This is a genomic window from Amycolatopsis sp. NPDC004772, assembly GCF_053601215.1.
Genome location: NZ_JBSGBK010000110.1, coordinates 1 through 25159, shown reverse-complemented (window position 1 = coordinate 25159; position 25159 = coordinate 1). Strand labels below are relative to the sequence as shown.

23 protein-coding genes are annotated in these 25159 nt (G+C 72.4%); 5 read left to right on the top strand and 18 right to left on the bottom strand.

Annotated elements, in window-relative coordinates:
- Positions 1–96: 96 nt before the first annotated feature.
- The 6 genes from ACWEF6_RS38500 to ACWEF6_RS38475 all read right to left on the bottom strand — a co-directional run bounded on the left by ACWEF6_RS38500 (position 97) and on the right by ACWEF6_RS38475 (position 5761).
- Positions 97–1404: a DNA polymerase IV gene (locus ACWEF6_RS38500; RefSeq protein ID WP_449687462.1), complete on the bottom strand. Its 1308-nt coding sequence runs from the start codon at positions 1402–1404 to the stop codon at positions 97–99.
- 1 nt (position 1405) lies between these two features.
- Complete coding sequence (locus tag ACWEF6_RS38495; RefSeq protein ID WP_449687461.1) at positions 1406–1717, bottom strand: transcriptional regulator; 312 nt, start codon at positions 1715–1717, stop codon at positions 1406–1408.
- Positions 1714–2337 carry a hypothetical protein gene (locus tag ACWEF6_RS38490; RefSeq protein WP_449687460.1) on the bottom strand — a complete coding sequence of 208 codons (624 nt, stop codon included), beginning with the start codon at positions 2335–2337 and terminating at the stop codon, positions 1714–1716. The genes ACWEF6_RS38495 and ACWEF6_RS38490 overlap by 4 nt, the downstream gene beginning before the upstream one ends.
- Positions 2338–2394: 57 nt before the next feature.
- Positions 2395–3126, bottom strand: a complete 732-nt coding sequence (locus ACWEF6_RS38485; RefSeq protein ID WP_449680327.1) for an ABC transporter permease — start codon at positions 3124–3126, stop codon at positions 2395–2397.
- Entirely contained in the window at positions 3123–4022 is a 900-nt protein-coding gene (locus tag ACWEF6_RS38480) for an ABC transporter ATP-binding protein (RefSeq protein ID WP_449687459.1), read from the bottom strand. The genes ACWEF6_RS38485 and ACWEF6_RS38480 overlap by 4 nt, the downstream gene beginning before the upstream one ends.
- A 152-nt stretch (positions 4023–4174) precedes the next feature.
- Positions 4175–5761 (bottom strand): alpha/beta hydrolase, encoded by a 1587-nt coding sequence (locus ACWEF6_RS38475; protein ID WP_449687458.1) that lies wholly within the window; start codon positions 5759–5761, stop codon positions 4175–4177.
- Positions 5762–6023: 262 nt separating this feature from the next.
- Between ACWEF6_RS38475 and ACWEF6_RS38470 the strand changes: the two genes are divergently transcribed.
- Complete coding sequence (locus ACWEF6_RS38470; protein ID WP_449687457.1) at positions 6024–7196, top strand: macrolide family glycosyltransferase; 1173 nt, start codon at positions 6024–6026, stop codon at positions 7194–7196.
- On the opposite strand, the gene ACWEF6_RS38465 is transcribed toward ACWEF6_RS38470, so the two are convergent.
- Genes ACWEF6_RS38465 through ACWEF6_RS38440 form a run of 6 tightly spaced genes read right to left on the bottom strand, consistent with a single transcriptional unit; the run spans position 7184 to position 12026 of the window.
- Positions 7184–7324 (bottom strand): hypothetical protein, encoded by a 141-nt coding sequence (locus ACWEF6_RS38465; RefSeq protein WP_449687456.1) that lies wholly within the window; start codon positions 7322–7324, stop codon positions 7184–7186. The genes ACWEF6_RS38470 and ACWEF6_RS38465 overlap by 13 nt on opposite strands.
- Positions 7317–7694, bottom strand: coding sequence for an effector-associated constant component EACC1 (locus ACWEF6_RS38460; protein WP_449687455.1), 378 nt, complete (start codon positions 7692–7694; stop codon positions 7317–7319). Before ACWEF6_RS38460 ends, ACWEF6_RS38465 begins: the two co-directional genes overlap by 8 nt.
- A 44-nt stretch (positions 7695–7738) precedes the next feature.
- Positions 7739–9457, bottom strand: coding sequence for an aminotransferase class V-fold PLP-dependent enzyme (locus ACWEF6_RS38455; RefSeq protein WP_449687454.1), 1719 nt, complete (start codon positions 9455–9457; stop codon positions 7739–7741).
- Positions 9454–10221 (bottom strand): amino acid ABC transporter ATP-binding protein, encoded by a 768-nt coding sequence (locus ACWEF6_RS38450; protein ID WP_449687453.1) that lies wholly within the window; start codon positions 10219–10221, stop codon positions 9454–9456. The genes ACWEF6_RS38455 and ACWEF6_RS38450 overlap by 4 nt, the downstream gene beginning before the upstream one ends.
- Positions 10214–11092 carry an amino acid ABC transporter permease gene (locus ACWEF6_RS38445; protein WP_449687452.1) on the bottom strand — a complete coding sequence of 293 codons (879 nt, stop codon included), beginning with the start codon at positions 11090–11092 and terminating at the stop codon, positions 10214–10216. The genes ACWEF6_RS38450 and ACWEF6_RS38445 overlap by 8 nt, the downstream gene beginning before the upstream one ends.
- Positions 11079–12026 carry an ABC transporter substrate-binding protein gene (locus ACWEF6_RS38440; protein WP_449687451.1) on the bottom strand — a complete coding sequence of 316 codons (948 nt, stop codon included), beginning with the start codon at positions 12024–12026 and terminating at the stop codon, positions 11079–11081. The genes ACWEF6_RS38445 and ACWEF6_RS38440 overlap by 14 nt, the downstream gene beginning before the upstream one ends.
- A gap of 97 nt (positions 12027–12123) precedes the next feature.
- Between ACWEF6_RS38440 and ACWEF6_RS38435 the strand changes: the two genes are divergently transcribed.
- Positions 12124–13107: a Gfo/Idh/MocA family protein gene (locus ACWEF6_RS38435; RefSeq protein WP_449687450.1), complete on the top strand. Its 984-nt coding sequence runs from the start codon at positions 12124–12126 to the stop codon at positions 13105–13107.
- Here ACWEF6_RS38435 and ACWEF6_RS38430 read toward each other — a convergent pair.
- Positions 13104–14309, bottom strand: a complete 1206-nt coding sequence (locus ACWEF6_RS38430) for a glycosyl hydrolase family 8 (protein ID WP_449687449.1) — start codon at positions 14307–14309, stop codon at positions 13104–13106. The two genes, ACWEF6_RS38435 and ACWEF6_RS38430, sit on opposite strands and share 4 nt — an antisense overlap.
- A gap of 156 nt (positions 14310–14465) precedes the next feature.
- Between ACWEF6_RS38430 and ACWEF6_RS38425 the strand changes: the two genes are divergently transcribed.
- On the top strand, positions 14466–14867 hold the full coding sequence (locus ACWEF6_RS38425; protein WP_310976018.1) for a PPOX class F420-dependent oxidoreductase: 402 nt from the start codon (positions 14466–14468) through the stop codon (positions 14865–14867).
- Between the two features lie 33 nt (positions 14868–14900).
- Here ACWEF6_RS38425 and ACWEF6_RS38420 read toward each other — a convergent pair whose 3' ends face one another.
- The 5 genes from ACWEF6_RS38420 to ACWEF6_RS38400 form a co-directional block, all read right to left on the bottom strand.
- Positions 14901–15449, bottom strand: a complete 549-nt coding sequence (locus ACWEF6_RS38420; RefSeq protein ID WP_449687448.1) for a TetR/AcrR family transcriptional regulator — start codon at positions 15447–15449, stop codon at positions 14901–14903.
- Positions 15449–16993, bottom strand: coding sequence for an acyl-CoA synthetase (locus ACWEF6_RS38415; protein ID WP_449687447.1), 1545 nt, complete (start codon positions 16991–16993; stop codon positions 15449–15451). Before ACWEF6_RS38415 ends, ACWEF6_RS38420 begins: the two co-directional genes overlap by 1 nt.
- Before the next feature lie 148 nt (positions 16994–17141).
- Positions 17142–18344 (bottom strand): GTPase, encoded by a 1203-nt coding sequence (locus ACWEF6_RS38410; RefSeq protein WP_449687446.1) that lies wholly within the window; start codon positions 18342–18344, stop codon positions 17142–17144.
- Complete coding sequence (locus ACWEF6_RS38405; protein ID WP_449687445.1) at positions 18341–20122, bottom strand: dynamin family protein; 1782 nt, start codon at positions 20120–20122, stop codon at positions 18341–18343. The genes ACWEF6_RS38410 and ACWEF6_RS38405 overlap by 4 nt, the downstream gene beginning before the upstream one ends.
- Before the next feature lie 101 nt (positions 20123–20223).
- Entirely contained in the window at positions 20224–21231 is a 1008-nt protein-coding gene (locus ACWEF6_RS38400; protein WP_449687444.1) for an IniB N-terminal domain-containing protein, read from the bottom strand.
- Positions 21232–21534: 303 nt separating this feature from the next.
- On the opposite strand from ACWEF6_RS38400, the gene ACWEF6_RS38395 reads away from it, so the two are divergent.
- Positions 21535–22647, top strand: a complete 1113-nt coding sequence (locus tag ACWEF6_RS38395) for an Hsp70 family protein (RefSeq protein ID WP_310976011.1) — start codon at positions 21535–21537, stop codon at positions 22645–22647.
- Positions 22644–25019, top strand: coding sequence for a LuxR C-terminal-related transcriptional regulator (locus tag ACWEF6_RS38390; RefSeq protein WP_449687443.1), 2376 nt, complete (start codon positions 22644–22646; stop codon positions 25017–25019). Before ACWEF6_RS38395 ends, ACWEF6_RS38390 begins: the two co-directional genes overlap by 4 nt.
- Positions 25020–25159: the final 140 nt, after the last annotated feature.

The window sequence follows — 25159 nt, the reverse complement described above, 5'->3', positions numbered from 1 at the left end:
GCTGCCCCCCCCCCCCCCCCCGCGCCCCCCCCCCCCCCCCCCCCCCCGGGGGGGGGGGGGGGCCCCCCCCCCCACCCAACGCCACATTGGGGCGCTTCAGCGTAGGCAATCGCCGGGGTCGCCGCGGGTCAGGGCCGGGTCCGCTTGGGGGAAGGTGCGCGCCACACCGGGGCCCGACGACCGGTGCTCGAAGCGGACCGTCACCCGGCCGTGGCCCGCGCCCTGGACCCAGCCGGTGCCGAACTCCTCGTGGACCACGTCGTCGCCCTGGCGCCACTCCGACGGTGGTGCCGCGGGGGACGGCGCCGGGGTGGACGACACCACCGTGGGGGCCGAGGGCGCGGCCAGCGAAAACAGCGCGTCCTGATGCGGCACCGAAAGCCCGCTGTAGGCCACGCCCGCCAGGCGGATGCCGCCGAACTCGGCCGGGTCGATCAGGAGGCGCTCCGCAGTGGCCGACAGCTCGGCGAGGTCGTCCGTGGGCGCGGAGATCGTCTCCGAGCGGGTCACCGTGTGCATGTCCGTGTGCCGGAGCTTGATCACCACCGTGCGCGCCACGCGGCCGGCCTTGACCAGCCGCTGGTGCGCGCCCACCGCGATCCGGCGGACCTCCGCGCGCAACGTCGGGAGGTCCTTGATGTCGGTGTCGAACGTCGTCTCGGCGCTGACCTGCTTGGTCTCGGCGCGGCCGGCCACCGGGCGGTCGTCGGCGCCGGTCGCCAGCCGGCGCAGGTCGCGGCCGATCACGCCGCCGAGCGTCGCCACGGCGTCCGGTTCGGACAGGGCCGCCAGCTGTCCGAGCGTCTGGACGCCGATGAACCGCAGCTTCCCCTCCGCGACCGGGCCGATGCCCCACAGCGCGCGCACCGGCAGCGGCGCCAGGAACTCGCGTTCGGTGCCCTGCGGGACGACCAGCAGCCCGTCCGGTTTGGCCTCGTCGGAGGCGATCTTCGCGATCTGCTTGCCGTTGCCCGCGCCGATCGACGCCACCAGGCCGGTCTCCGCCCGGATCCGCGCCCGCAGCGACGCGCAGAACGCCGTCACCTCGTCGAAGGAAGCGCCGACCAGCGAAGGCGGTTCGGCGAAGGCTTCGTCGAGCGAAATCTTCTCCAGCACCGGCGCGACCTCGGTGACGACCGCGAACACCTCCTGGCTGAGCCGCTCGTAGACGCGGAACCGCGGCGGCACGATCACGCCGTTCGCCGGCAGCAGCCGCCGGGCCTGTGCCATCGGCATCGCCGAACGGATCCCGAACGCCCGGGACTCGTAGCTGGCCCCGGCGACGACGCCGCGGGGCCCGGTCCCGCCGACGAGCACGGGACGGCCGGCCAGCGTCGGGCGGGTGAGCTGCTCGGCCGAGGCGTAGAAGGCGTCCAGGTCGAGGTGGATCACCCAGCGGGCCACGTCAGTCCCCGCCGGTGGCGTCCAGCAGACGGTGCAGCGCCTTGGTGTAGCTCTCGAACGCGGCCCGGCCCGCCGTGGTCAGCCGGACCAGGGTGACCGGCGTGCGGTGCTCGTAGGCCTTGGTGATCTCGACGTACTCGGCGTCCTCGAGCTTGCGCAGGTGGGTCGAGAGGTTGCCGGCCGTCATGTCGAGCAGCTGCTGCAGGCGCGGGAAGGTGATCTGGTCGCCGGGACGCAGCCCGGCGAGGGCGACGGTGACCCGCAGCCGCGCCTGGGCGTGGATGACCGGGTCGAGCTGGGGCAGTTCGCTCATCGGCCGGACTTCTCGCGGACGAAGTAGACGATGGCGGCGAGCAGGAACCCGCCGCCCCCGCAGATCGTGAGCACGAGGAAGTTGTGCGGGTAGCCCACGAGCACGCTCAGCGCGGCCGACACGATCATCCACGCGCCGAGGCCGTACATCAGCTTGTCCTGCCACACCATGCCGCCCGCCAGGTACATCACGCCGGTGAGCAGCAGCCAGGTGCCCGACCACAGCAGCGACACCTGTTCCGACGACAACGACTGGAACTGCGTGATCCGGATGTCGACGACCATCAGCCCGATCGAGGAGAGCGCCCAGCCGTAGCCGTACATCGCGCCGATCGTGCGGGACGGCCCGCGGATCCCGCGGCCGGACCGGATGCTGGTGTAGGTCGTGTAGGCCATCGCGCCCAGGAACAGCAGCGGGACGACGATGGCGCCGGCGACCCAGCCGGGGATCGCGACGCCCGGCTGGACCGTCACGTAGGTGAAGCCCCAGCCGACGATCCAGGCGAAGGCCCAGGCGGCGAGCATCCGCGCCGGGCCCCCGCCCAGTTCCCGGCGCGTCCGCTGGTTCTGCCGGGCGATCAGGTTCAGCGACTCCTCGGCCGACATCGGCTCGTCTTCCACCTGGTTCGCCCTCCTCCCGTGCAGACCCCGCAGCACTGCACGGAAGCTAACACGCATCTAGAGCCGCGCCGTGTCCAGCCGGAACCGGCGCAGCACGACCAGCGCCGGCACCACCAGCCAGCCCAGCAGCACGAGCGCCGCCACAAGCATCCCGCCCTGGTGGGCCAGCGGTTCGAGGCCGACCCGGCCGAGCCAGAACGTCGGGAAGAAGTGCGCCACGGTCGCCATCCAGTCCGGGAGCACCCAGAGCGGGATCCACAGGCCGCCGAGCATGCCCAGCGGCATCATCAGCGCGCCGGTGACGGCGCCGACCGTGTCCCCCTTGCCGAACAGGCCGATGGCCAGGCCCAGCACGGCGAACGGCAGCACGCCCAGCCACAGCGACACCAGCACCAGGCCCCACTGCGCGGCGGTCATCTCGACCCCCGTCGCCAGCCCGGCGAGGAACAGCACCACGAGGACCGGCAGCGCCACGGCCATCGCCGACAGCACCTTGACCACCAGGTAGCCGGGGCCGCGCATCGGCGTGAGCCGCAGCTGCCGCTGCCAGCCGTCGGTGCGTTCCTGCGCCACCCGCGTCCCGGTGAACAGGGCGCCGCCGCTCGCGCCGTACGCGGCCAGGTTGATCATGGTCTGGACGTTCGAGGCCAGGCCGTTCGGGGTCACGAGCTTGCCGAAGATCGAGCCGAACAGCAGGAACATGGCCAGCGGCATGCCGATGGTGAAGATGGTGAACTGCGGGCTGCGGACGATCCGCTTGATCTCCAGGCTCAGGTACGTCGTGTTCACGCGGCGGCCTCCTCGGCGGTCAGCGCCAGGAAGGCTTCTTCGAGGCCCAGCGCGGTGATTTCGATGTCGGACGCCTGCGGGTGCGCCGCGAGCAGGGCGCGGATCGCGGCGTCGGAGTCGGCGCAGGCGAGCTCGGCGCGGCCGCCGCGCAGCTGCACGCTCGTGACGCCGGGCAGGTGCGCGAGGTCCGTGTCGGTCGCGCCGGGCACGACGGCCTTGAGCACCCGGCCGGACACCGCGGCCCGGACCTCGGCGACCGGGCCGTCGGCGACGACGACGCCGTGGCGCATCAGCACGACGCGGTCGGCGTAGTCCTCGGCCTCGGCGAGGTAGTGCGTCGCGAACAGCACGGTCCGGCCGCCGGCGGCGAACTCGCGGATGGCGGCCCAGAACGCGCGCCTGCCGTCGACGTCCATCGCCGCGGTGGGCTCGTCGAGCACGAGCAGCTGCGGGTCGCCGGCCAGGGCCAGGGCGAACCGGACGCGCTGGCGCTCCCCGCCGGACAGCTTGCCGCAGCGGCGTTTCACGAGCTTTTCCAGGCCCGCGCGGGCGATCACCTCGGCGGCCGGCAGCGGGTTCTCGTGCGTCGAGACGATCAGGCCGACGATCTCGCCGACGGTGGCGTCCGGCAGCAGCGCGCCGTTCTGCATCATCGCCCCGACGAGCCCCCGGTCGACGGCGGCGCGCGGGGTGCCGCCCGCGACGGTCACCTCCCCCGCGTCCGGCTTGGTCAGCCCGAGCAGCATGTCGACGGTGGTCGACTTGCCCGCGCCGTTCGGCCCGAGCAGCGCGACGACCTCCCCGCGCGCGACCTCGACGGACACCCCGTCGACCGCCGTGACCTGCCCGAACCGCTTGGTGAGGCCGTGGAGCGCGAACGCCGGTCCCCCAGTCATGGCGTCCTCCTTTCGTGGACTTTGTAGCGCAAAGTTGCTGCGCACTTTGTAACACAAAGTCCACGAGGGTTCAAAGCCCCCGGCGCCGGAAAGCACGAAAACGGGGTGCCGGGCACTGGGCCCGACACCCCGTTTCCGAGGGTTTCCGCAGGTCAGCCGGCGAACCGCCCGGCGACCAGGCCCTGGGTGGCCGCGACGTCGGCCTTGGCCGCCGTCGGTGCCGTCGGAACCGGCTGGGGCAGCGGGGCGCATTCGACGTCGGCCCCGCGGCCCGGCTTGCGGGCCGGAAGGGCGCCCGTCGCCAGGTAGTCCGCGATCTTGTTGTCGACGCAGGCGTTCTGGCGCGGGGTGATCGCGTGGCTGGTGCCGCCCGGCTCGGCGATCAGCGACGCGCCCGGGAAGCGGCTGCGGACCTCGAGGCTGCCCTCGAACGGCGTCGCCGCGTCCAGCGTCTCGTCGATCATCAGCACGCTCGGCACGCCCCGGCCGTCGATCTTCGCCGGCTTTCCGGCCTTCGCGGGCCAATAGACGCAGGGCGCGTTGAACCAGGCGTTCTGCCAAGTGAAGTACGGCGCCTTGGCGAAGGTCTGCCAGTTGTCGCGCCGCCACTGGTTCCAGCTCTGCGGCCACTGGACGTCGGTGCACTGCACGGCGAGGTAGACCGCGTAGCTGTTGTCGTCGCCGCGGCCGCCGAAGGCCTCGAAGAGCGACTTCCAGTTCTGCCAGTCACCCTTGTTCACGAACCGGGACAGCGCGTCGCCCAGCAGCGTCCACCGCAGCTGGTAGTAGCTCGCCTGCTGGATGACGTCGAGGATCTCGTCCGGCCCGATCACGCCGCCGGCCGGGGTGAACGACGTCTTGAGCAGCTGCTCGTTCACCACCCGCTGCACCGCGGCCTGGGTCTTGCCGAGGTGGTAGACGTCGTCGTGCTGGGCGACCCAGCCGAACCAGATCAGGATGTTCCGGTCGAAGGCAACGTCCTGGTTGAGGTTGTCGCCGTACCAGACGCCGCGCGGGTCGACCGTCGAGTCGAGCACCATCCGCCGGACGTTCTGCGGGTACAGCGAGCCGTACACCTCGCCGAGGTAGGTGCCGTAGGAGTAGCCGTAGAAGTTCAGCTGCTTCTGGCCGAGCGCCTTGCGGAGGGAGTCCATGTCCTTGACCGTGTCGGTCGTCTTCATGTTCTCCAGCAGGGCCCGCGAGTTGTTCTTCGCGCAGGCGTCGGCGTACCCCTTTGCGCGGTTCAGCCAGGTCTTCTCCAGCTGCGGGGTGAACGGCACGTACTGCGGCCGGTTGTAGTCCATGTAGTTCTTGTCGCAGCTCAGCGCGGGCTTGCTGGCGCCGACCCCGCGCGGGTCGAAGCCGATCCAGTCGTAGGCGTCGCCGGCGTGGTTCGGGATCCGGGGCCCGCGGGTGGCCAGCAGCAGGCCGGAACCGCCGGGGCCGCCCGGGTTCGTCAGCATGACGCCCTGGTACTGCGCGTCGGGCACCTTGTGCTTGACGCGGCTGACGGCGAGCTGGACCTGCTCGCCGCCCGGCTTGCGGTAGTCGAGCGGCACGCCGAGGTACCCGCATTCGGCGCCGGCGCCGGACAGCGTGGGGTCGGTGCACGGTCCCCAGGCGATCGACGCCGGTTTCGCGTCCGGCGCGGCGCTGGCGGCCGGCGTTGCGTTCGCGGCGGGTGCGGCCACGAGCGCGGACGCCACCACCGCCGCGACGGCGAATACGACACGTCTCACTGATTTCTCCCTTTTCCGGGCGTCTTCCAGCGGGAGAAACCCTAGACCCGGCACGGGCTCCGACGGGACCGTCGAGCACGAAGGCCCTACGAAGGGTGGAAATCGGGTGGCGCGGACGTTCCGGGATCCCGTACGGTCGGTTCCATGATCTTCTTCATCCGGCTCCGCCTCGTCTGAGACGGCGTGACCGCCGGGCTCCCCGCCGATCGGGAGAGCCCCTTCACCTGCGCGCCGTCTGGTCTTTCCGGCTTGAAGGAGCACCATGCTGCGCAAACACATCGTCATGGTCGGCTGCACCGCGCCGAGCCACATTTTCCCGTCGCTGGGCGTGATCGCCGAACTGGTCCGCCGCGGGCACCGGGTGTCCTACGTCGTCGGGTCGCCGTTGGCTTCGCTGGTCGCGCCGACGGGCGCCGACGTCGTCGAGCACCCGACGATCTTCCCGCTCGGCGAAGCGGCCGTGTGGCCGGAAGAGCCGGCCGAGGCCATGCGCGTTTTCCTCGACGAAGCCATCGCGATCCACCCCGGCCTGATCGAGCGGTTCGACGGTGACCGGCCGGATCTCGTGCTGTACGACATCGGCGGGCTGGGCGCGCCGCTGCTGGGGCTGCGGTACGGCGTGCCGGCCGTGCAGCTGTCGCCGACGCTGGTGGCGTGGGAGGGTTACGACGAGGAAATGGCGCCGGTGATGGACCCGATCAAGGCGTCACCGTCCGGTGTGGACTATGCGGCCACGTTGGCGGAGTGGCTGGCGTCCCACGGGGTTTCCGCGGATCCCTGGGAGTGGCTCGGGCACCCGTCGCGGGTGCTTTCGCTGATTCCCCGGGCGATGCAGCCGTCGGCGGACCGGGTGGGATCGCACGTGCGGTTCGTCGGGCCGTGCCTGGATCCGGCGCGGCTGGCCGACCGTTCGTGGACCCCGCCGTCGTCGGGACGTCCGGTGCTGCTCGTGTCGTTCGGGACGGCGTTCAACGACCAGCTTCCGGTGTACCGGGCGTGCGTCGAGGCGTTCGCCGAGGACTGGCACGTGGTGATGTCGATCGGGAAGCACGTCTCGCCGGCGTCACTGGGGCCGCTGCCGCCGTCGGTGGAGGTGCACGAGAGCGTGCCGCAGCTGGCGGTGCTGGAGGCGGCGTCGGCGTTCATCACGCACGCGGGGATGGGCGGAGCGACGGAAGCGCTGTGGTTCGGCGTCCCGACGGTGGCGATTCCCCAGGCGGCGGACCAGTTCGGCAACGCGGCCCAGCTGGAGGCGCTGGGCGTGGGCCGCCACCTGCCGGCCACCGAGGTGACGGCTTCATCGCTGCGGGAGGCGGTGGACGAGGTGTCGTCGTCGGCTTCGGTGGCGGCGAGGTTGGCGGAGTTGAAGGCGGAGATCCGGGGTCACGGCGGGGTTTCCTTCGCCGCGGATGCGGTGGAGTCCTATCTGAAGTAGGTCTTCTCGGCAGCGCCGTCGCTCTCGGCGGCCGCCACCGGCTCGGTGGCGGCCGTCTCGGGCCCGGGGGCAGGGGTCGGGTCGGCGTGGGTCTCGGTCGCGATCAGCAGGGCGTGGCGGCTAGCCATGGCGGCGGACGAAAGCGTCGATCAGCTGCTGGCGCTCGGCCGTCGTCGCCCGCTCCAGCTCGACCGTGTCGCCGTCGATCGTCACCTTGATCTTGTGCCGGCCCGCCTGGCGGCCCAGCCATTCGCGCAACGTCTCGACCAGGCCGGGGAACACGCCGCCCGCCGCGCTGAACGCCACCATCAACGAGCCGACCGTCACCGGGTCCGCGGCCTTCGCGCCCGGGGGGAGCTCGCCCGGCACCGGCTGCACGTCCACGTCCAGGCCGCCCAGCTCGGCGCGCAGGCGGCGGGCGAGCAGGTCGAACTCTTCGGCGTCCGCCTCGCCGTCCGCTTCGAGCCGGACCAGGGCCCGGGTGTCCGATTCGGTCATGCGCGCCATGGTCCGCCCGGAACGCGCGGGTGGCAAGCGGCCGATCAGGCGCGGATCTCGTTGAGGTAGTTGTAGATCGTGTAGCGGGTGACGTCGAGGCGGCCGGCCAGGTGGTCGACCGCGTCCTTGATGAGGAAATAACCGGCTTCGTCGAGCTCTCGCACCACGGCCGCCTTGTGGCGCTTCTTCATCAGGTCCACCGGGATGCCCGCCTTCGTCACCGCCCGGTCCACGAGGAACCGCTGCAGGCTGTCGACGTCCGGTGGGAAAGTCTCCGGCTCGCCGTTGCCGCCCGGCGCCGCGGCCTCCTCGACGCTGTTGACGCACAGGCAGCCGACCGCGACCCCGTCGGCGTCCCGCAGGAACAGCGTCGAGGAGCGGATCGGCCGCCCGTCCGGGCCGTGCGTGCGGTAGTTCGTCAGGTCCTGGGTGGTGCCGCGGCGGACCAGGCCGAGCAGCAGGTCGGTCATCGGGCCGCCGACGCTGCGGCCGGTGAGGTCGCCGGCGATGGCGATGATCGAGTCCGGCAGCCGGCTCAGGTCGTGCAGCAGGACTTCGTTGCCCGGGCCGAGCATCGCCGCGAGGCCCGGGATGGCCGGCACCAGCGCGGTGAGCACGTCGTGCGTGGTCGCCCCGGCGGCCGGGACCACCAGGGGTTCGCGCGGCCGCGTCAACGTCTCCAGCGCGGAGCGCAGCAGGTCCGCGCCCGCCGCCGGGGTCGAGGCGTGCGGTGACAGCCGGACGTGCTCGGGGCGCACGGTCGCCGCGATCCCGGCGTTCGCCAAAGCCGCCCCGACCTGCTCGGCGGGGTGGCCGGGCAGGGTGAACGCCAGGATCCCCGCGCGGCGGCCGACCGCCGAGACGACTTCGGCGCCACAGGAGGCCAGCACCTCTTCGAAGGAGGCCAGCCGCTCGGCGATCCGCGCCGCGATGGCGCCGACACCGGCCTCCTCGACCAGCTCGAGGGCCTCGGCGAACGCGCCGGAGGTGATCGGGCTGAGGTTGGAGATCGACCAGGCCTGGGCGGTCGCGTCCGGCGGGTGGATCTCGTCGTCGAACAGGCCCGGGTCGCGCGCGCCGGTCCAGCCCGACAGCACCGGGTCCATCCGGTCCAGCGCGCGGTCGGACAGCACCGCGAAGCCGGTCCCCCAGCCCGCGCGCAGCCACTTCTGCCCGCCGACGACCAGGACGTCGGCGACCTCCCACGGCTCCTCGACGACGCCGAAGCCCTGGATGCCGTCGACGACCAGCAGCCGGTCGCCGACGACCTCGCGCAGCGCGGCGAGGTCGGCGCGGTAGCCGGTGCGGAAGTCGACCGCGCTGACGCTGACCGTCGTGATCTCCGGCGTCAGCGCCGCCGCGACCCGCTCGGGCGTCACGTATCCGCTGGTCAGCCGGCGCACGCGCAGCCGCCCGGCCTGCTCGGCCCGAGCCCACGGGTAGGTGTTGGCCGGGAACTCCGAAGCCGACACGAGCACCTCGCCGGTGCTGTGGAAGGCGGCCTGGAACAGGCCGAGGCTGGTGTGGGGCAGCAGCACGGTGTGGTCGGTGTCCGAGGAGGACAGCCGCGCAGCGGCGGCCTTGGCCCGGACCTCCTGCCGCATCAGCTCGTCCACAGTGGACGGCCCGGCCGTGGTGGCCTGGTCGAGCAGGGCGGCCGTCGTGTCGAGCACCGCGTGCGAGGGCGGGCCGAACCGGGCGAAGTCGAGGTAGCCGCCGGGCTCGTCGAACTGGAGCAGGTAGCGGGGCGAAATCCTCCTCACGCGAGGATCCTCGCCAGGAACTGCCGGGTGCGGTCGTGCTTCGGCGCGCTCAGGACCTCCGAGGGCGGCCCGGTCTCGACGACGGCGCCGTCGGCCAGGAACACCACCTCGTCGGCGGCCTCCGCGGCGAAGCTCATCTCGTGCGTCACGACGACCATCGTCATCCCCTCCCCCGCCAACGTACTCATCACTTCCAGCACTTCACCGACCAGCTCCGGGTCGAGGGCCGACGTCGGCTCGTCGAACAGCATCAGCTTCGGCTTCATCGCCAGCGACCGCGCGATCGCCACGCGCTGCTGCTGGCCGCCGGACAGCTGCGCCGGGTAGGCGTCGGCGCGGTGCGCCAGCCCGACCCGGTCGAGCAGCTCGAGGCCCTGCTTGCGGGCGTCTTCGGGACGCAGCCCGAGGACCCGGATCGGTCCTTCGACGACGTTCTCCAGGGCCGTCCGGTGCGCGAAGAGGTTGAACCGCTGGAACACCATGCCGATGTCACGCCGCTGGCGCGCCACCTCGCGTTCGCGCAGCTCGTACAGCTTGCCGCCGCGCTGCCGGAAGCCGATCGGCTCGCCGTCGACCCAGATCTGGCCGGCGTCGATGGTCTCGAGGTGGTTGATGCAGCGCAGGAACGTGCTCTTCCCGGCACCGGACGGGCCGAGCAGGCAGACGACCTGTCCCTTGTGGACGTCCAGGTCGATGCCGCCGAGGACTTCGGTGTGGCCGTAGGACTTCCGGACGCCGACGGCGCGCAGCAGGGGTTCAGACACGGGCACTCCTCACCAGCGGCACGCCGCGCAGCGCCTTGCCCGCGCGGGCGAGCGGGCCGCGGTCGGCCTGGCCGAAGGCGCGTTCCAGGTAGTGCTGGCCGACGCCGGCGACGGTCACCACGACCATGTACCAGACGGCCGCGGCCAGCAGCGTCTCCATCACCAGGAGGTTGTTGGACGAGATGTTGTTGGCCGCGTGGATCAGCTCGGTCACGCCGATCACCGACGCCATCGACGTGCCCTTGAGCATGTTGATGAAGTCGTTGCCGGTCGGCGGGATGATCACGCGCATGGCCTGCGGCAGCACGACCCGGCGCAGCGTCGCGGCCGGCGTCATGCCGATCGACTTCGCCGCCTCGGTCTGGCCGCTGTCGACGCTGTTCAGGCCGGCCCGGACGATTTCGGCCATGTACGCGCTTTCGTTGAGCGCCAGGCCGAGGAACGCGGCGGTGAACGCGCTGATCAGGACGTTCGTCTGCGCGTGGACGAGGAACGGGATGTCGATGACCGGGAAGACGAGCGCCAGGTTGTACCAGAGCAGGATCTGCAGCAGCACCGGAAGGCCGCGGAAGATCCAGATGTAGCCGGCGGCGAACCAGCGGGCGACCGGATTGGCGCTGCGGCGCAGCAGGGCGATGACGATGCCGAGCACGATCGCGACGGCCTGGGACAGCACGGCGAGGACGACGGTGTTGAGCAGGCCGGTCGCCATCACCTTGTAGAAGACGAAGTCCGGGACCTGGTTCCACTCGATCTGCGCGTTGCCGAGGGCGATGCCCAGCAGGACGAGCAGCGCGATGATGATCGCGGCGGCGACCCAGCGGCCCCAGTGCCTCAGCCGGACGATCGGGAGCGGTTCAGGAGCCGCCATTGACCGCGGCCTCCTTGATCGCGCCCTGCTCGACGCCCCAGGCCTGCAGGATCTTGCCGTAGGTGCCGTCGGCGATCAGGGTCTGGAGCGCCTTCTGCACGGAGTCGCGCAGCGCGGTGTTGGCCTTGTTGACGCCGATGCCGTACGGGCCGCCGTCGATCGGCTCGCCCGGGACGACCTCGAAGAACTTGCCGTCACCGGCCGTCCGCGAGATGTAGACGGCGCTGGGGAGGTCGTTGAGGATCGCCTGCACACGGCCGGTGCGCAGCTGGTTCTGGTTCTGGTTGTCGCTGTCGGTCGCGGTGACGTTCACGGCGGGCTTCCCGGCCTGCGTGCACTTCGTGCTCTGCTCGGCGGCGAACTTCTGGTGGCTGGTGCCCTGCACGACGGCGACGTTCTTGCCGCAGAGGGTGTCCGGGCCGGTGATGCCGTCGGGGTTGCCCTTGCGGATCATGATCGTGATGCCGGAGGTGAAGTAGTCGACGAAGTCGATCTGGGCCTGACGCGCCTTGGTGTCGTTCATGCCGGCCATGGTGAGGTCGATGCGGCCGGACTGGAGGCTGGTGATGAGCGAGCCGAACGCCATGTCCTGGTGCGTGACGGCGACGCCGAGCTTGGCCGCGATGGCCTTCGCGAGGTCGACCTCGTAGCCGATCGGGGTCTTGCCGTCGGCGGCGTAGAAGTTGTTGGGCGCGGACTGCAGGTTCGAGGCCAGGTGCAGGCCGGCCTGCTTGACGGTGTCCGGGAGAGCGGCGTTGAGCTGGGCGTCCTTCTGGACGCCCTGGACGATCGCCGCGGTGTCCGGGATGCCGGACGCGGGCGCGCCGGCGGCCTGCGACGTCCCGCCCGCGCCGTCCGGGCCGCCACCACAAGCCGTCACCAGCACGGCGACGCTCGCCAGCAACACCGCCTGCACGGTACGAGAACGGGACATAACGGACCTTCACTGTTCGGCTGGCTGGCACGCTACAACTCGTTGTTGAAGCGGTCAACTGCCTGTTGAAATCCTGGCCGGTGCTAGCTTCGCGGACATGAGCCTGCGGATCGGCATCCTGGGGGCGGCTCGCATCGCGCCCGCGGCCTTGGTCAAGCCTGCTGCTGCTGTGTCCCCGGTGTCCGTGACCGCGGTCGCGGCCCGGTCCCCGGAGCGCGCGCAAGCGTTTGCATCCAGGCACGGGATCCCCCGGGTGGTTGCCTCGTACGAGGACCTCCTGGCGGATCCGGACATCGACGCGGTGTACAACCCGCTGCCGAACGGCCTGCACGGCCGCTGGACACGAGCGGCGTTGGCGGCGGGAAAGCACGTCCTGTGCGAGAAGCCGTTCACGGCGAACGCGGCCGAGGCCCGGGAGATCGCCGAGCTGGCTTCGGCGTCGGACCGGGTGGTGATGGAGGCGTTCCACTACCGGTACCACCCGCTGGCCCTGCGGGTGGAGGAGCTCGTGGCCTCGGGCGAGCTGGGTTCGCTGCAACGGGTCGAGACGGCGGTGTGTTTCCCGCTGCCGAAATTCTCGGACATCCGCTACGACTACGGACTGGCGGGAGGGGCCACGATGGACGCGGGCTGCTACGCGGTCCACATGGCACGCCTGTTCGGCGGCGAGACGCCGAAGGTGGTGTCGGCCACGGCTCGGCTGCGGTCGCCGCAGGTGGACCGCGCGATGACGGCGGACCTGGCGTACCCCGCGGGCCACACGGGCCGGATCAAGTGCTCGATGTGGTCGTCATCGGTGCTGAAGATCAGCGCGTCGGTGACGGGTTCCCGCGGGTCGATCCGGGTGGTGAACCCGCTGATGCCCCAGGCGTACCACCGCTTCACGGTGGAGATCGACGGGGTGAAGCGCACGGAGAAGTTCCCCCGCCGGGCGACCTACGCGTACCAGCTGGACGCGTTCGCGGCGGCAGTCCTGGAGGGCGCACCGGTGAAGACCTCGGCGGCCGACGCGGTCGAGACGATGACCGTGATCGACGAGATCTACCGGGCCGCGGGACTGCCGCCGCGCGAGCCGAGCTAGGCGGCCACGTAGTTACCGCTCAAAATCAACAGCACCTGAACCGTGATCCCGGTCCCGTAGTAGTCCGTCGCATCCGGCGACCAGGACGAAACCGCCGTCCACAGCTTGTCCAGCCACGCCTGGCTACCCGGGTCCGTCATCGCCGCCACCGCGAACGGGGCCGTGAAGCAGGGGTGCTGCCCGCTCTCCGTCTTCGATCCCGACAGCGAATACCCGCTCTGGATCTTCGACGGGTCACCGCCCGTCGCCGACTTGATCCACGTGTTCATCTTGCGGACCTGGCCCGCCGCCGCGCTTCCGGAAACCGAAATCGCGTCTGCGCCCAGGCGCCACGGGTCGCGGCAGGCGTTCCAGCTGTACTTGCCGTCGTACGGTCCCTCCAGGAAGTCCGCCGGTGCCGGCTTGGGCGTCGAGTTCGTGTTGACCACGAAGTCCGGCAGCAGTCCCGTGTTCGGCGCGTACGACGACTGCAGCTGGGTCACCGCCGTCTCCGAACGGGTGCGGACCGACGTCCAGAAGCTGTCCCCCGTCGCCGCCGCGAAGGCGCGGAGGTGGCCCGGCATCCAGTCCGACGAACGGGAACTGTTCTTGTACTCCGCGTCGTTGCCCCAGTCGCCCAGCAAGGTGAACTTCGTGGTGCCGTTGACCTCGCTCTTCTTGATCGCGTTGATGATCCGGACGGCTTCGGCCTTGTAATTGACCGCGCCGCCGCTGCCCCACTTCTTGTCCGCGATCAGCAGGCCGTAGGCGATCTCGAGGTCGCCGTCGGTGGCCGAGTCGCTGCCGTTGACGCTCTTGCAGTTCGAGTCCTGCTCGGCCGCGTGGAGGTCCTTGTTGTTGACCGACGGGTGCGCCTTCACGAACTTCAGGATCCCGTCGACGATTGCGCGGGCCTGCGGGTCCTTCTCCGCCATCATCGCCGCGATCGTCATGCCGTACCCCTCGCCCTCGGCGACGAAGGAGTGGTCGGCGTCCTTGGACAGCACCGCGTACGTACCGCTGCCGCACTTGGTGGTCAGGAAGTTCTTCTTCCAGAAGTCGTAGTACTTCTGCAGGGCCGCGTCCTGCGTGGCCTGCGAGACCGACGGCCGCAGCGTTCCCGGCACGTACGGCGTGCCGGCCGCGGACGCGGACGTGGGCACGCTCAGCAGCCCCGCGGCCAGCGCGGCCGAAACCACCGCCGCCCGGACGACTCTCTTCATGGCTCCTCCGTAAAGAAATCGTTGGCTGCGGCGAGGTGATTCGAAGCGTGACAGAAGGTTCAAGACCAGGTCAAGAGTGTTAGGAAACTTTCCTTACTATTACCCTGCGTGGATCCGCACGCGCCCCGTCCACCCGGACGGACTAGCGTGGACGTCATGACGATCGACCTCGACGGCCGCGGGCCGGACTTCCGCGCGTTCTGGACCGAGCGCCACCTGGCCACGCTGACCACGGTCCGGCCGGACGGCACGCCGCACGTCGTCGCGGTCGGCGTCACCGTCGACTTCGAGGCCGGCCTCGCGCGGGTGATCACCTTCGCCCCGTCGGTCAAGGCCCGGCTCGTGCGCGCCGCGGGCGCGGACGGGATCCCGGTCGCGGTCTGCCAGCTCGACGGCCCGCGCTGGTCCACTTTGGAGGGACGCGCGGTGCTGCGCGAAGACCCGGAATCGGTGCGCGACGCCGAAAACCGGTACGCCGCCCGCTACCGGCAGCCCAAGCCGAACCCGCAGCGGGTGGTCATCGAGATCACCGTCACCCGCGTGCTCGGCAACGCCTGATCCGCAGACTTCGCAGCGAACCCGAACCCAGCTCTAACCGCCGCCCGCGCGGGAGTGCACCAGCCGGGTGTACTCGGCGAGCAGGTCCGTCAGCTCGCCGTGCTCCCCCGCCGACGCGAGCTGCTGGTGCCCCACCAGCATCGCCATCCCGAGTGACGTCAGCGTCCGGGCCAGCGCCCGGTCGCCGACGATCCCCTCGACCGCCTTGCCGACCGTCCGCAGCCGGGCGTCGTCGACGCGCTTCTGCGCCGCGCGCACGGTTTCGTCGTTCCGCGCCCACGCGCGGATGGCGGCTTCGGCCTCGTGCGGCAGCCCGAGGGTGAGGTCCATCAGCGCCGCGAAGTCGGCCGCCGGCCCGCCGGTGCCGAAATGGCGCTCGCGCAGGATGCGCACCTGGCGGTTCTCCCAGTGGTCCAGCAGTTGCGCCACGAAACCCGGCCAGCCGCCGAAGTGGTGGTAGAACGACCCGCTCGTGACGCCGAGGCCGCGGCACAGCGCGCCGACGTTCAACTCGGTGAACCCGTGCCGCGCCAGCACGTCCAGCGCGGCCTCGAAGTAGCGGTGCCGGGTGACCGGCGGCATCAGACGTTCCGGTCCCGGTCCCGCCAGTAGGGTTCCCGCAGCGAACGCTTGAGGATCTTTCCGGTGGCGTTGCGCGGCAACGCGGCCACGACGTCGACGCTGCGCGGGCATTTGTAGTGGGCCAGCCGCTCGCGGCAGAACTCCACGATCTTCTCGGCGTCGAGCTGGTCGCCGGCCACGACGGCCTTGACCTGCTCGCCCCAGCGGTCGTCCGGGATGCCGATCACGGCCACCTCGGCGACGCCGGGGAACTCCGCCACCACGCGCTCGACCTCGGGCGAGTAGACGTTCTCACCGCCGGTGATGATCATGTCCTTGACGCGGTCCTCGAGGAACAGGAATCCGCCGTCGTCCAGGCGCCCGACGTCACCGGTGCGGACCCAGCCGTCCACCATGGTCTCCGCGGTCGCTTCGGGCTTGCCGAGGTAGCCCGCCATCCGCTGCTCGGTGCGCACCCACACCTCGCCGACTCCGGCGTCCTCGGCCGTGACCGGGTCGACGATCCGGAGGTCCACTCCGGACAGTGCGGTGCCCGCCGAGGCCAGCCGCTCGGGGCGCGACGCGTCGCGGTGCGCCTCCGGGTCGAGGGCGGTGACCGCGCCGGACAGCTCGGTCATGCCGTAGACCTGGGCGAACTTGACGTCCGGCCAGGCGGCGAGCACCGTGCGCAGCAACGGGAGCGGCATCGGTGAGGCGCCGTAGCAGAGGTACTTCAGCCGCGAGAACGCCTGGAGCGCGGCCTCGCCGGCCTGCGCGATCCCGGCCACGACGGCGGGCACCAGGAAGGCGTGCGTGATCCCGGCCTGCAGGGCCGCGAACAGCGACGCCGCGTCCGGCTCGCGGGTCAGGTACGACGGTTCGCCGTACAGGAATCCGGAAACGGCGTAACAGCTGCCGCCGACGTGGAACAGCGGCATCGCGACCAGGTTGACGTCGCCCGGGCCGATCGGGAACGCGGTCCCGGCGGCCAGGCCGTGCGCGAGGACGCTGCGGTGAGTCAGCACGGCGCCCTTCGGGAAACCGGTGGTGCCGCTGGTGTACATGACGAGGACGCCGTCGCCGGGGTCGACGTCGCTTCCGCCGTGCGGCGCGGCGGAGGTCAGGAAGGCCTCGTACTCGTCGGCGGCCCCGCCGACGACGATCACCCGTTCCACCGCGGGCAGCCGGTCGCGGATCGCGTCGAGGGCGGGCCGCAGTTCGGCGCCGACGAAGACGACCTTCGCACCCGCGTCCGCGAGGACGTAGGCGAGTTCGTCACCGGACAGCCGCCAGTTCACCACGGCGTTGGCGGCACCGAGCCCGGCCGCCGCGAAGGTCGTCTCCAGGCAGGCGGGGTGGTTCTTGTCGACGAAGGCGACCCGGTCGCCCCGGGCCACGCCGGCGGCCGCGAGGGCGCCGGACAGCCGCCGGACCCGCTCGTCGAACTCCGCCCAGGTCCACGTCCGGTCGCCGAAGATCAGCGCGGGGTCCGAGGGGCGCTCGCGCGCCCAGTGCGCCAGGAGCTCGCCGAACAACCGGATCCGGGGACGGACGTCTTCGGGCATGGGAGTTCCCTTCGGGCCGGCGCTGGACCACGGAACGCGCTGTGTCATCGGCCACAGTGGCCATAGACCGCTCTATGGTGCGCTGCGGCGCCACGGCCGTCAATGCTCGCCAGGAGTTCACCCGCAAGCAGCGAATGCGGTGAACCGGTCAGGCGAAGAGCGAAAGCAGTCCTTCGGCCGACCGCACCACCACGTGCGCCGCGGTTCGTTCGGCGTGGGGGCGGTCCGGGCGCTCGGCCTCGTGCCGCCAGCGCCGCAGGGCGTCGAGGCCGGACTCGTAGATCTCGTTCGGGTCCGCGTCCGGTTCCAGGCCCAGCCGGTCGGCCGGGGCCGTGCCCTGGGCGCCCAGCAGCCGGACCGCTTCCTCGGCGGGCTCCCCCGACAACGCCGTGCGGCCGCCGCGGATGTCGGCGATCAGGCGCAGCTCCCGGAAATCGTGCGCGGCCGCGGCGAACCGCTCCACCCGGGACACCAGCCGGTCGCCGCCCGGGCGGGGCTGGGCGGCCAGCAAGGCTTCCAGCCGGATGATCGCCGTGCGGGCCCGCAATGCCTCGGCTCGCGCCACGAAACACCCGGCCAGGGTGTCGCGCAGCTCGCCCAACCCGCTGCGGCGCACCAACTCCGCCGAGAGCTTGACGCGGTCGTCGCAGCCGGTGCGGATCAAGGTGAGGGCCAGCCGGACGCCGAACATGCCGAACCGCACCACCAGCGACCGGCGCGTCTCGACCGGGATCGGGCCCGGGAACGCCGGATCGGTGAACGAATCCACCGACAGCACGTGCCGTTCCAGCTCCTCGCGCGGCACCGCGGCGAACGCCGCCAGCAAGTCGAATTCGTCGTCGCGCAACGAGCGGCCGCCGTAGGCGAGCTGCCCGGCGACGGCGATCACGCCCAGGAACCCGGTGCACAGCGGGTCTTCCCGCCACGCGCGCCGCGCGAGCTGCTTCGCGGTGAGCAGCGCGTCGATCCGGCCCGCGCCGACCTCGTCGGCCCGCGACAGCACCAGCACCGAGTTCACCGCGCTCTGCCGCGCGAACGGCGAGCCGCCCGGCGGGTGCGCCGCCGCGAGCTCGTCCGGCTCGAGGTGGCGGACCAGCCGGACCGTCGCGTCCGGGACGTCGTCGGCCGGACCGGGGTCGTCGAGCAGCACCAAGTCACGCAGCGCGCGCGTCGGCCATTCGCCCAGCGCGGCGGCGAGCGTCGTCTTCCCCGAGGACGGCGCGCCGGTGAACGCGACGCGCAGCGGCTGCTCCAGCCGGTTGAGGCAGTCGTGCAGCAGCGCCGACGCCCGCGGGTCGTCCCGGTAGAGCCCGGCCGCGGCGTTCAGCAGGTCGCGGACGTCCTGGGTCACGCCGAGAGCTCCCGCCGCGGCTGCCGTCCGGCGATCGTGCCGAGCTCGCCCGCGCGCTGGTGCAGCCCGGCGAGCCGGTCGATCTCGCGGCGGATGTGCCCGGTCCGCCGCTCCCGCTCGGCGGTGCCGGCCAGGATCGTCTCGCGTTCGCGCGTCAGCTCGTCGGCGAGTTCCTCGGCCAGCCCGGTGAAGTGGTCGCGCAGGCGCCGCTGCACGACGCGGATCGCGTCGCGGCATTCCTTGCCGAACCGCAGGAAGACGTCGTCGACGTGCCGCTGCGCCGCCTGCTTGGCGACGGCCTGCCGCCGCTGCAGCCGCATCCCGCCCTCGTCCTTGATCGTCTTCGCGGCGAACGCGGCACCGGCGCCGAGCGAGACCGGGTTGATCAGCGGCAGCCCGGCGAGGCTGGTGACCAGGCCGAACATCAGCACGCCACCGTAGGACCCGCGCAGGCCGGTGAACGCCTGCTGGCCGATCTTGAACTTCTCGATCTTCGGGCGGCCGACCTCGTCGAGGTGCTCCACGCCGGAGCCGTCGAGCCGCAGGTCGGGCAGGGCCCGGTCGTACTGGGCGCCGAAGCACGCCGCGACCGCCTGCGCGATCCACTCCGCCCGGTCGGCCAGCCACGCGTAGTTGACGTCGACCGCCTCGGCCAGCGCGTTGTCCAGCCAGGGCGCGAATTCGTCCCACACCTTCGCCGGGTCGCCCTCGTCGAAGGTCCGGTCGATCGTGGAGACGATCTTGCGCGTCCGCTCGCGCAGGTCGTACTCGGCGTCGGACAGCAGGTCGGTGATTTCGTCGGACAGCAGGTTCTGCCACCGGGTGTTCTGGCGGCGCAGGTCGTCCGCGCGGCGCTGGGCCCGCTGCAGCAGCGCGGCCTGGCCGAGCCCGGCGTCCTGCCCGGCGGCGTCGATGCGATCACGCAGCGACTCCACCAGCTCGGCGGCCGCGGCGCGCACCCCGACGGCGGCGAGCAGCGCGCGGGACTGCTCGGGCGGACGTGCGGCCTGCTCGGCGATCCAGGCGAGCAGCTCCGGGAAACCCGAGCGGGCGTTGAGTTCCGCGTCACCGGTTTTCGCGGCGGCTTGGCGCACCACGGCCGAAACGGGCAACACGGGCGCGTCGATCCCGGCCTCGCCGAGCATCGCGCGGTTGCGTTCGGCGACCGCGCGCCACCCGGGGCTGGCGTCGATCTTCGTGAGCGCCAGCACGACGTGCGGGCACCAGGTGCGGACGTGCCGCGCCAGCGCGAGTTCGGCGGCCGTCAGCGGCGCCGTCGCGTCGGAAACGAGGATCACCGCGTCGGCTTCGGCGAGCATGTCGAGCGCGGCGGCGGTGCGCGGAGACCGCGGGTCACCGACCGGCGGGGTGTCGACTAGGACGAGGCCGGCCGAGAGGAGTTCGCGGGGCACGCCGACCTCGACGCGGCTGAGCGTGCCGGCGGGCCGGGCGCCGAGTTCGCCGGTGAGCCGTTCGACCGCGACGGGGATCCGTTCGCGGGACCGGCCGACCAGGGTCGCGGCGGGTTCGGGCGAGTAGGCGATTTCGGTGGGGACGGCGGGGGTCGCGGCGTCGCCGACCGCGCACACCGGCGCGTTCAGCACGGCGTTGAGCAGGTACCCCTTGCCCTGTTTGGGAAAACCGAGCACGCCGAGCCGGGTCTGCCCGGGCGGGGCGTCCCGGCGTCTGCGCAGGCGCTCGGCGAGATCGGCGCGGCCGTGCGTGCGGCACGCGTCCAGCGTCTCGTTGAGCACTTCGAGCCAAGCCGGTGCGGTCACGATGGTCGAGTGTCCCCGGTTCACTCCCCGTACGCACACCGGGTGCCCGTCCCGCGGCTGCACCCAGACCGCGGGACGGGCACCGGTGACCGGTTCGGGGATCAGTGCCCGAGGTGGAGGTCGTTGCCCGAGGCGATGTCGCCGAGGTGCAGGTTGCCCAGCGCGTTGTGGCTGATGTCCGAGACATCGGACACGACGTCGTGGACGGCCGTGGCGTTGCCGGAAGCCAGCTCGCCGACGTTGCCGACCGGGTTGTGGTCGACGTTGATGCCGGTGGCGGAGGTCACGGTGTTGGTGACGTCACCGAGGCCGTGGACGGCGTTGGAGACCTCGCCGGTGACGTGCTTGACGTCGATGTCGCCCGCGCCCTTGAGGATGCCGGAGAAGTCGCCGACGTTGCCGACGTTGCCGAGCGAGCCGGTCACGTGGTCGACCGTGCCGGTGACGGCGCCGGTCGCGAGGCCGGTGACGTCGTGCGCCTGGTAGTCGACGTGGGCGCCGAGGTCCTTGACGTCGTAGACGGCCGAGCCGGCGGCCGAAACGGCCTGCGGGACCACGCCGGTGTTCGGGTCGGTCAGGTAGCCCGGGGCCGCGGTCAGGTTCGACAGGGCCTGCGAGTCCAGGCCGTGGGCCAGGTCGCCGCCGAGGACGGCACCGGTCACGTTGCCGGCCAGCGCGCTCGCGTTGGCGGCGTTGGTCACGTCGTTGACGACCGGCAGGGAGCCGACGCCGCCGACGGCGGGCAGGTCGCCCACGACCGGGAGCTCGCCGACACCCAGGTCGCCGACGCCCGGCAGGCCCGAGGTGGCCGGCAGGCCGAGGCCCGCGGTGAGGGCGGTGAGCTGGTCGATCGCGCCCTGGATGCCCGGGGCGTCGGTGCCGACCGGGGACAGGTCGCCGACGACGGGGAGGCCGCCCACGGCCGGGAGGCTGTCGACCGGCACGTAGTCGAGCACCAGCGGCAGGACCTCGTGCACGTCGGCGGCGCTGACATCGCCGAGACCGGCGGCAGCGAGGGCGCCCTGCGGGTCCGTCCCGAAGGCCGCCAGCGCGGTCGGGTCGTTGAGCAGGTTCAGGGCGAAGTCGTGCAAGGTCTGCACGGATTCCATGGAAGTTCTCCTGGTCCGGTGGTTCGGGGGACGGCAGCGACCGCAGGGACCGCTGCTCCGTGATCAAGGTAGGGAGACCGTCCCCCAACGCACATCGGGGATCACTCCGAGTCGCGGGCCAGTCAGCCGATAGGGGATCGATATGTCATCGTTAGGGAGTTAGGGGCTCATCCGAGACGCGCTCAGTTGGGTTAAATCCCTCCAGACCCTTGCCTGACTAACCCGTTTGGGTGAGGATGCCCCGAACCCTAGGGGGATTCCGTGCCCCCGATCGGCCGCCACGAGGTGAGGAGGAAAGCGCCGTTGCCCTACGTCCTCGGGATCGATGTGGCCCAGGGCCGGACCCACGCCGCGACCTGCCGCCGACAGGGCCCCGGCTGGGGCGAGCCCGAACCCCTCTGGCTGGGTGAACGCTCCCCGGCCGCCGCGTCCGCGCTGTTCCTCGACGACGAGGGGTACCTGCTCACCGGCGACGCCGCCGCGCAGGCCGGCGCCCAGGTCCCGTCCCGGCTGCTGACCGGCTTCCACCGGCGGATCGGCGACGACGTGCCGATGCTCGTCGAAGGCGAGCCGTTCCCGCCCGAGACGCTGACCACCGTCCTCGTCGAAGGGATCGCCGAACACGCGGCGAACCTGTTCGGCGGACCCCCGCAGCACCTGGTGCTGACCCACCCCGGCGACTGGGGCGGCTACCGCCGTGACGTGCTGCGCCGGGCGCTGGCCGACTCCGGGTTCACCGCGGTGACGCTGGTCCCCGGCTCGGTCGCCGCGCTCGGCGCGCACCTGCCCCTCCCCGGGCCCGGTGCCCAGGTCGCCGGGGTCTGCGAGTTCGGCACCGACGGCGTGAACGTGACGCTCGCGACCGCGAGCGGCGCCAGCGGCTGGCAGCCCGGCCAGAGCGCCGAGGGCGTGGCCCCGGCGGCCGCGTTGAGCACGCTGTTCGCGCTCGCCGGAGCGGCCTCGACGTCCCCCAAGGGGCTCGCCGGGGTGGTGTTCTGCGGCGACGTCCCGCCGCACGCGCTGCCGGCCCGGCCGCCGTGCCCGGTGTTCGCGGGACCGGTTCCGCCGGCGACCGCCGCGCTCGGCGCGGCTGCCCTCGCGGCCCTGCGCGCCGACCACCGCGGCACCCCGCAGGAACCCCCCGCCGTCGAAACCACCTTGCTCCCCAAAGTGGACACGCTCGGTGAGCTCGGCGAGCGGCCGCCCCGGCCGCCGGTCGAGATCACGCCGTTCGAGCTGCCCGAGCGCACCGGCCCGCTCAGCCTGTTCAAGCGGCGGCGGCCCCTCGCCGCCGCGGTCCTGGTGCTCGCCGCGGCGGTCTCGGCCGTGGTGATCACCGTCACCGCCCGCGAAGCCACCGCCGGTCCCTCTCCGTCCCCCACCCATTGCGTCCCCGCCGGGGAAGGTCACTGTTGAACACTCTGCTCACGCAGGTTCCCTCGCCGCACACCGTTCCGGTGCACCCGGCGGCGCGGCAGCTGCTCGACCGCGTCGCCGCCGAACCGGCCGCTCCCCTGCGCCTGGCCGTCGTCGCTCCCGGCGGGTACGGCAAGAGCGTGCTGCTCACCGCGCTCGACCGCCGCTACCGCGAGGCCGGCGTCGAGGCCGTGCTGGTCGACGACGCCGACCGGCTCGGCCCGGACCAGCTCGAAGACCTGCTCGCCGGCGCGGACGGCCCGATCGTCGTCGCGCACCGGCCGGCCGCGGTGGCGCCCGGCTGGACGCTGCTGCAGCTCGGCCCGCTCGGCGTCGAAGACGTGGCGCGGCTGATGTCCGCGGTGACGGGTGCGCCCGCCGACCCCGCGGCCGCCGCCGAGCTGCACGCGCGCAGCGGCGGGGTGCCACGGCTGGCCGAACGCGCGCTGCGGGGGCGGCTGGAGGAGTTCCGGCCCGAGCTCGACGAGCTCGACGACGACGTCCTCCGCTACCTGATCGCGGCCGAGGCCGGCGCCGGGCGCAACCTGGACCTGCTGTGCGCGCTGCTCGACCGGCGGCCCGACCAGCTGCCCGCCATCGTCGAGGGCGCCCGCGCCACCGGCCTGCTGGCCCCCGACGACACGCTGCTGCCGCTGGCCGCGGCCGCCGTCCGCGACTTCGGGCCACCCGCGCGCCGGCTCACGACGGTGCAGCGGCTGGTCGAACTGCAGCTGGCGAACGGCCTTCCGGTGCTCGACCTGGCCCGCTCCCTGCTCGGCACGGGCAGCTCGGGAGCGTCCGCGGCGGCCGCGTTCGCCGCGGCAGCAGCGGAAGCGCTGCCGTCCGACGCGCGCTTGGCGACGCAGTTGTTCGAGGCCGCTGCCGAAGCGGGCGACCGCTCGGCGGCCGTCACGGCGGGCTGGGCGCGCGCGGCCGCGTTGTCCGGCGACCTCGACACGGCGTTGCGGCTCGGCGACGGGATGCTCGGCGCGGCCGACGCGGAAACCCGGGCGGCAGGAGCGGAAATCGCGGCGACCGTACTGGCGCACCGCGGCGAACTGGCCCGCAGCGCCGAGCTGTACCACTGGGCGGGCCGCGCCGACGCGTTCTCGGCGACGGCCCTGGTCGGCACCGGCGACCTCGAGGGCGCCCGGCGGCTGCTCGACTCCCCCACGCCGGGCGTCGCGCCGACGCTGTTCGCCGGCGCGGCCACCCGGATGGCCCGCGGCATCGTGGATTCGGTGTCCGGTTGCGCGACGGAGACGTTGTCGACGCTGCTGGGCGCGGCCACGATGCTGGAGCCCGCGCTGGGCGGCACGCTGCTGCCGGACAGCCCGGCCGCGCTGGCCGCGCTCGTCGCCCTGCACACGGGCGAGCTGGCGCTGGCGGAGTCCGTGCTGAGCAGGGCGCTGGACGGCGGCACCGGCGGCGATCTCCTGGCCGCGCGCCACCGGTTGCTGCTGGGCTGGGTCGCGATGACGGCGGGCGACCTGGCGACGGCGGCCGAACACCGCGACGCCGTCGCGGGCCGTTCCCTGGAGGCGCGCGACGAGCTGTTCTTCGCCACCCTGGAACTCGGCCTGGCGCGCCGGGCGAGCGACCTCGTCGGCCTGCAGCGGTCGTGGAACCGGGCGTACCAGGCGTCGATGCGGCAGCAGACGGACCTGTTCACGTTGCTGCCGCTGGGCGAGCTGGCGATCGCGGCGGCCCGCACCGGCGCGTTCGCCAAGCTGTCCGGCCAGTTCGAGCGCGCCCACGGCCTCCTGGCCCGGCTGGGCGAGCCTCCACTGTGGACGGTCTCCCTGGTGTGGCACGAGCTGCACGCGGCGATCACCCTGGAGGACGCGGACGCGGTCAAGGCCTACCTGGCGACGCTGACCACCCACGCCCACTGCGGCCGCCACCCCCGCGCCCTGGCCACGGCGGCCCAGGGCTGGCTGGCGGTCCTCGGCGGAAGTTTCGACCCGGACGCCATCACGGCGGCGGCGGCCGAGCTGCACGACCTGGGGCTGCGCTGGGACGCGGCTCGCCTGGCCGGCCAGGCGGCGATCCGCACGTCCGACCGCAAGGCGATGGTCCAGCTCCTCGAGGCGGCCCGCCAGTTCCAGGGAACGGCGGCCCGCCGCGACCCGGGAGCACCCTCGGAACCGGCGGCCGGGACGGGCTTGGCGGCGTTGAGCGAGCGCGAGCTGGAGGTGGCCCGCCTGGTCGTCGAGGGGCTGACGTACAAGCAGGCGGGCAGCAAGCTGTTCATTTCGGGCAAGACGGTGGAGCACCACATGGCCCGCATCCGCGGCAAGCTGGGAGCGGCGGACCGGCGCGAGCTGCTGGCAACGCTGCGGGAGCTGCTGTCCAGGCCCGACGCGACTTAGGTCGCCGCGCCCGGCGGATCGCCGGCAGGCCGCCCTCCCCGCCCCGCAGGGTTCCGGCAAAGTCGTTTGTGCTGGTCAAGGGAGTATTCCGTAGAGTGTGAGCGGTCGCGAGGTGTCGCGAGCGATGTGGCGGAGAGCTT

What these genes read in the sequence shown, in the direction of transcription:
- ACWEF6_RS38420 (WP_449687448.1), bottom strand. Translation starts at nt 15,449, where the DNA reads ATGCCGCCGGTCACCCGGCACCGCTACTTCGAGGCCGCGCTGGACGTG.
- ACWEF6_RS38465 (WP_449687456.1), bottom strand. Translation starts at nt 7,324, where the DNA reads ATGGCTAGCCGCCACGCCCTGCTGATCGCGACCGAGACCCACGCCGAC.
- ACWEF6_RS38460 (WP_449687455.1), bottom strand. Translation starts at nt 7,694, where the DNA reads ATGACCGAATCGGACACCCGGGCCCTGGTCCGGCTCGAAGCGGACGGC.
- ACWEF6_RS38415 (WP_449687447.1), bottom strand. Translation starts at nt 16,993, where the DNA reads ATGCCCGAAGACGTCCGTCCCCGGATCCGGTTGTTCGGCGAGCTCCTG.
- ACWEF6_RS38425 (WP_310976018.1), top strand. Translation starts at nt 14,466, where the DNA reads ATGACGATCGACCTCGACGGCCGCGGGCCGGACTTCCGCGCGTTCTGG.
- ACWEF6_RS38400 (WP_449687444.1), bottom strand. Translation starts at nt 21,231, where the DNA reads ATGGAATCCGTGCAGACCTTGCACGACTTCGCCCTGAACCTGCTCAAC.
- ACWEF6_RS38430 (WP_449687449.1), bottom strand. Translation starts at nt 14,309, where the DNA reads ATGAAGAGAGTCGTCCGGGCGGCGGTGGTTTCGGCCGCGCTGGCCGCG.
- ACWEF6_RS38495 (WP_449687461.1), bottom strand. Translation starts at nt 1,717, where the DNA reads ATGAGCGAACTGCCCCAGCTCGACCCGGTCATCCACGCCCAGGCGCGG.
- ACWEF6_RS38435 (WP_449687450.1), top strand. Translation starts at nt 12,124, where the DNA reads ATGAGCCTGCGGATCGGCATCCTGGGGGCGGCTCGCATCGCGCCCGCG.
- ACWEF6_RS38470 (WP_449687457.1), top strand. Translation starts at nt 6,024, where the DNA reads ATGCTGCGCAAACACATCGTCATGGTCGGCTGCACCGCGCCGAGCCAC.
- ACWEF6_RS38440 (WP_449687451.1), bottom strand. Translation starts at nt 12,026, where the DNA reads ATGTCCCGTTCTCGTACCGTGCAGGCGGTGTTGCTGGCGAGCGTCGCC.
- ACWEF6_RS38480 (WP_449687459.1), bottom strand. Translation starts at nt 4,022, where the DNA reads ATGACTGGGGGACCGGCGTTCGCGCTCCACGGCCTCACCAAGCGGTTC.
- ACWEF6_RS38445 (WP_449687452.1), bottom strand. Translation starts at nt 11,092, where the DNA reads ATGGCGGCTCCTGAACCGCTCCCGATCGTCCGGCTGAGGCACTGGGGC.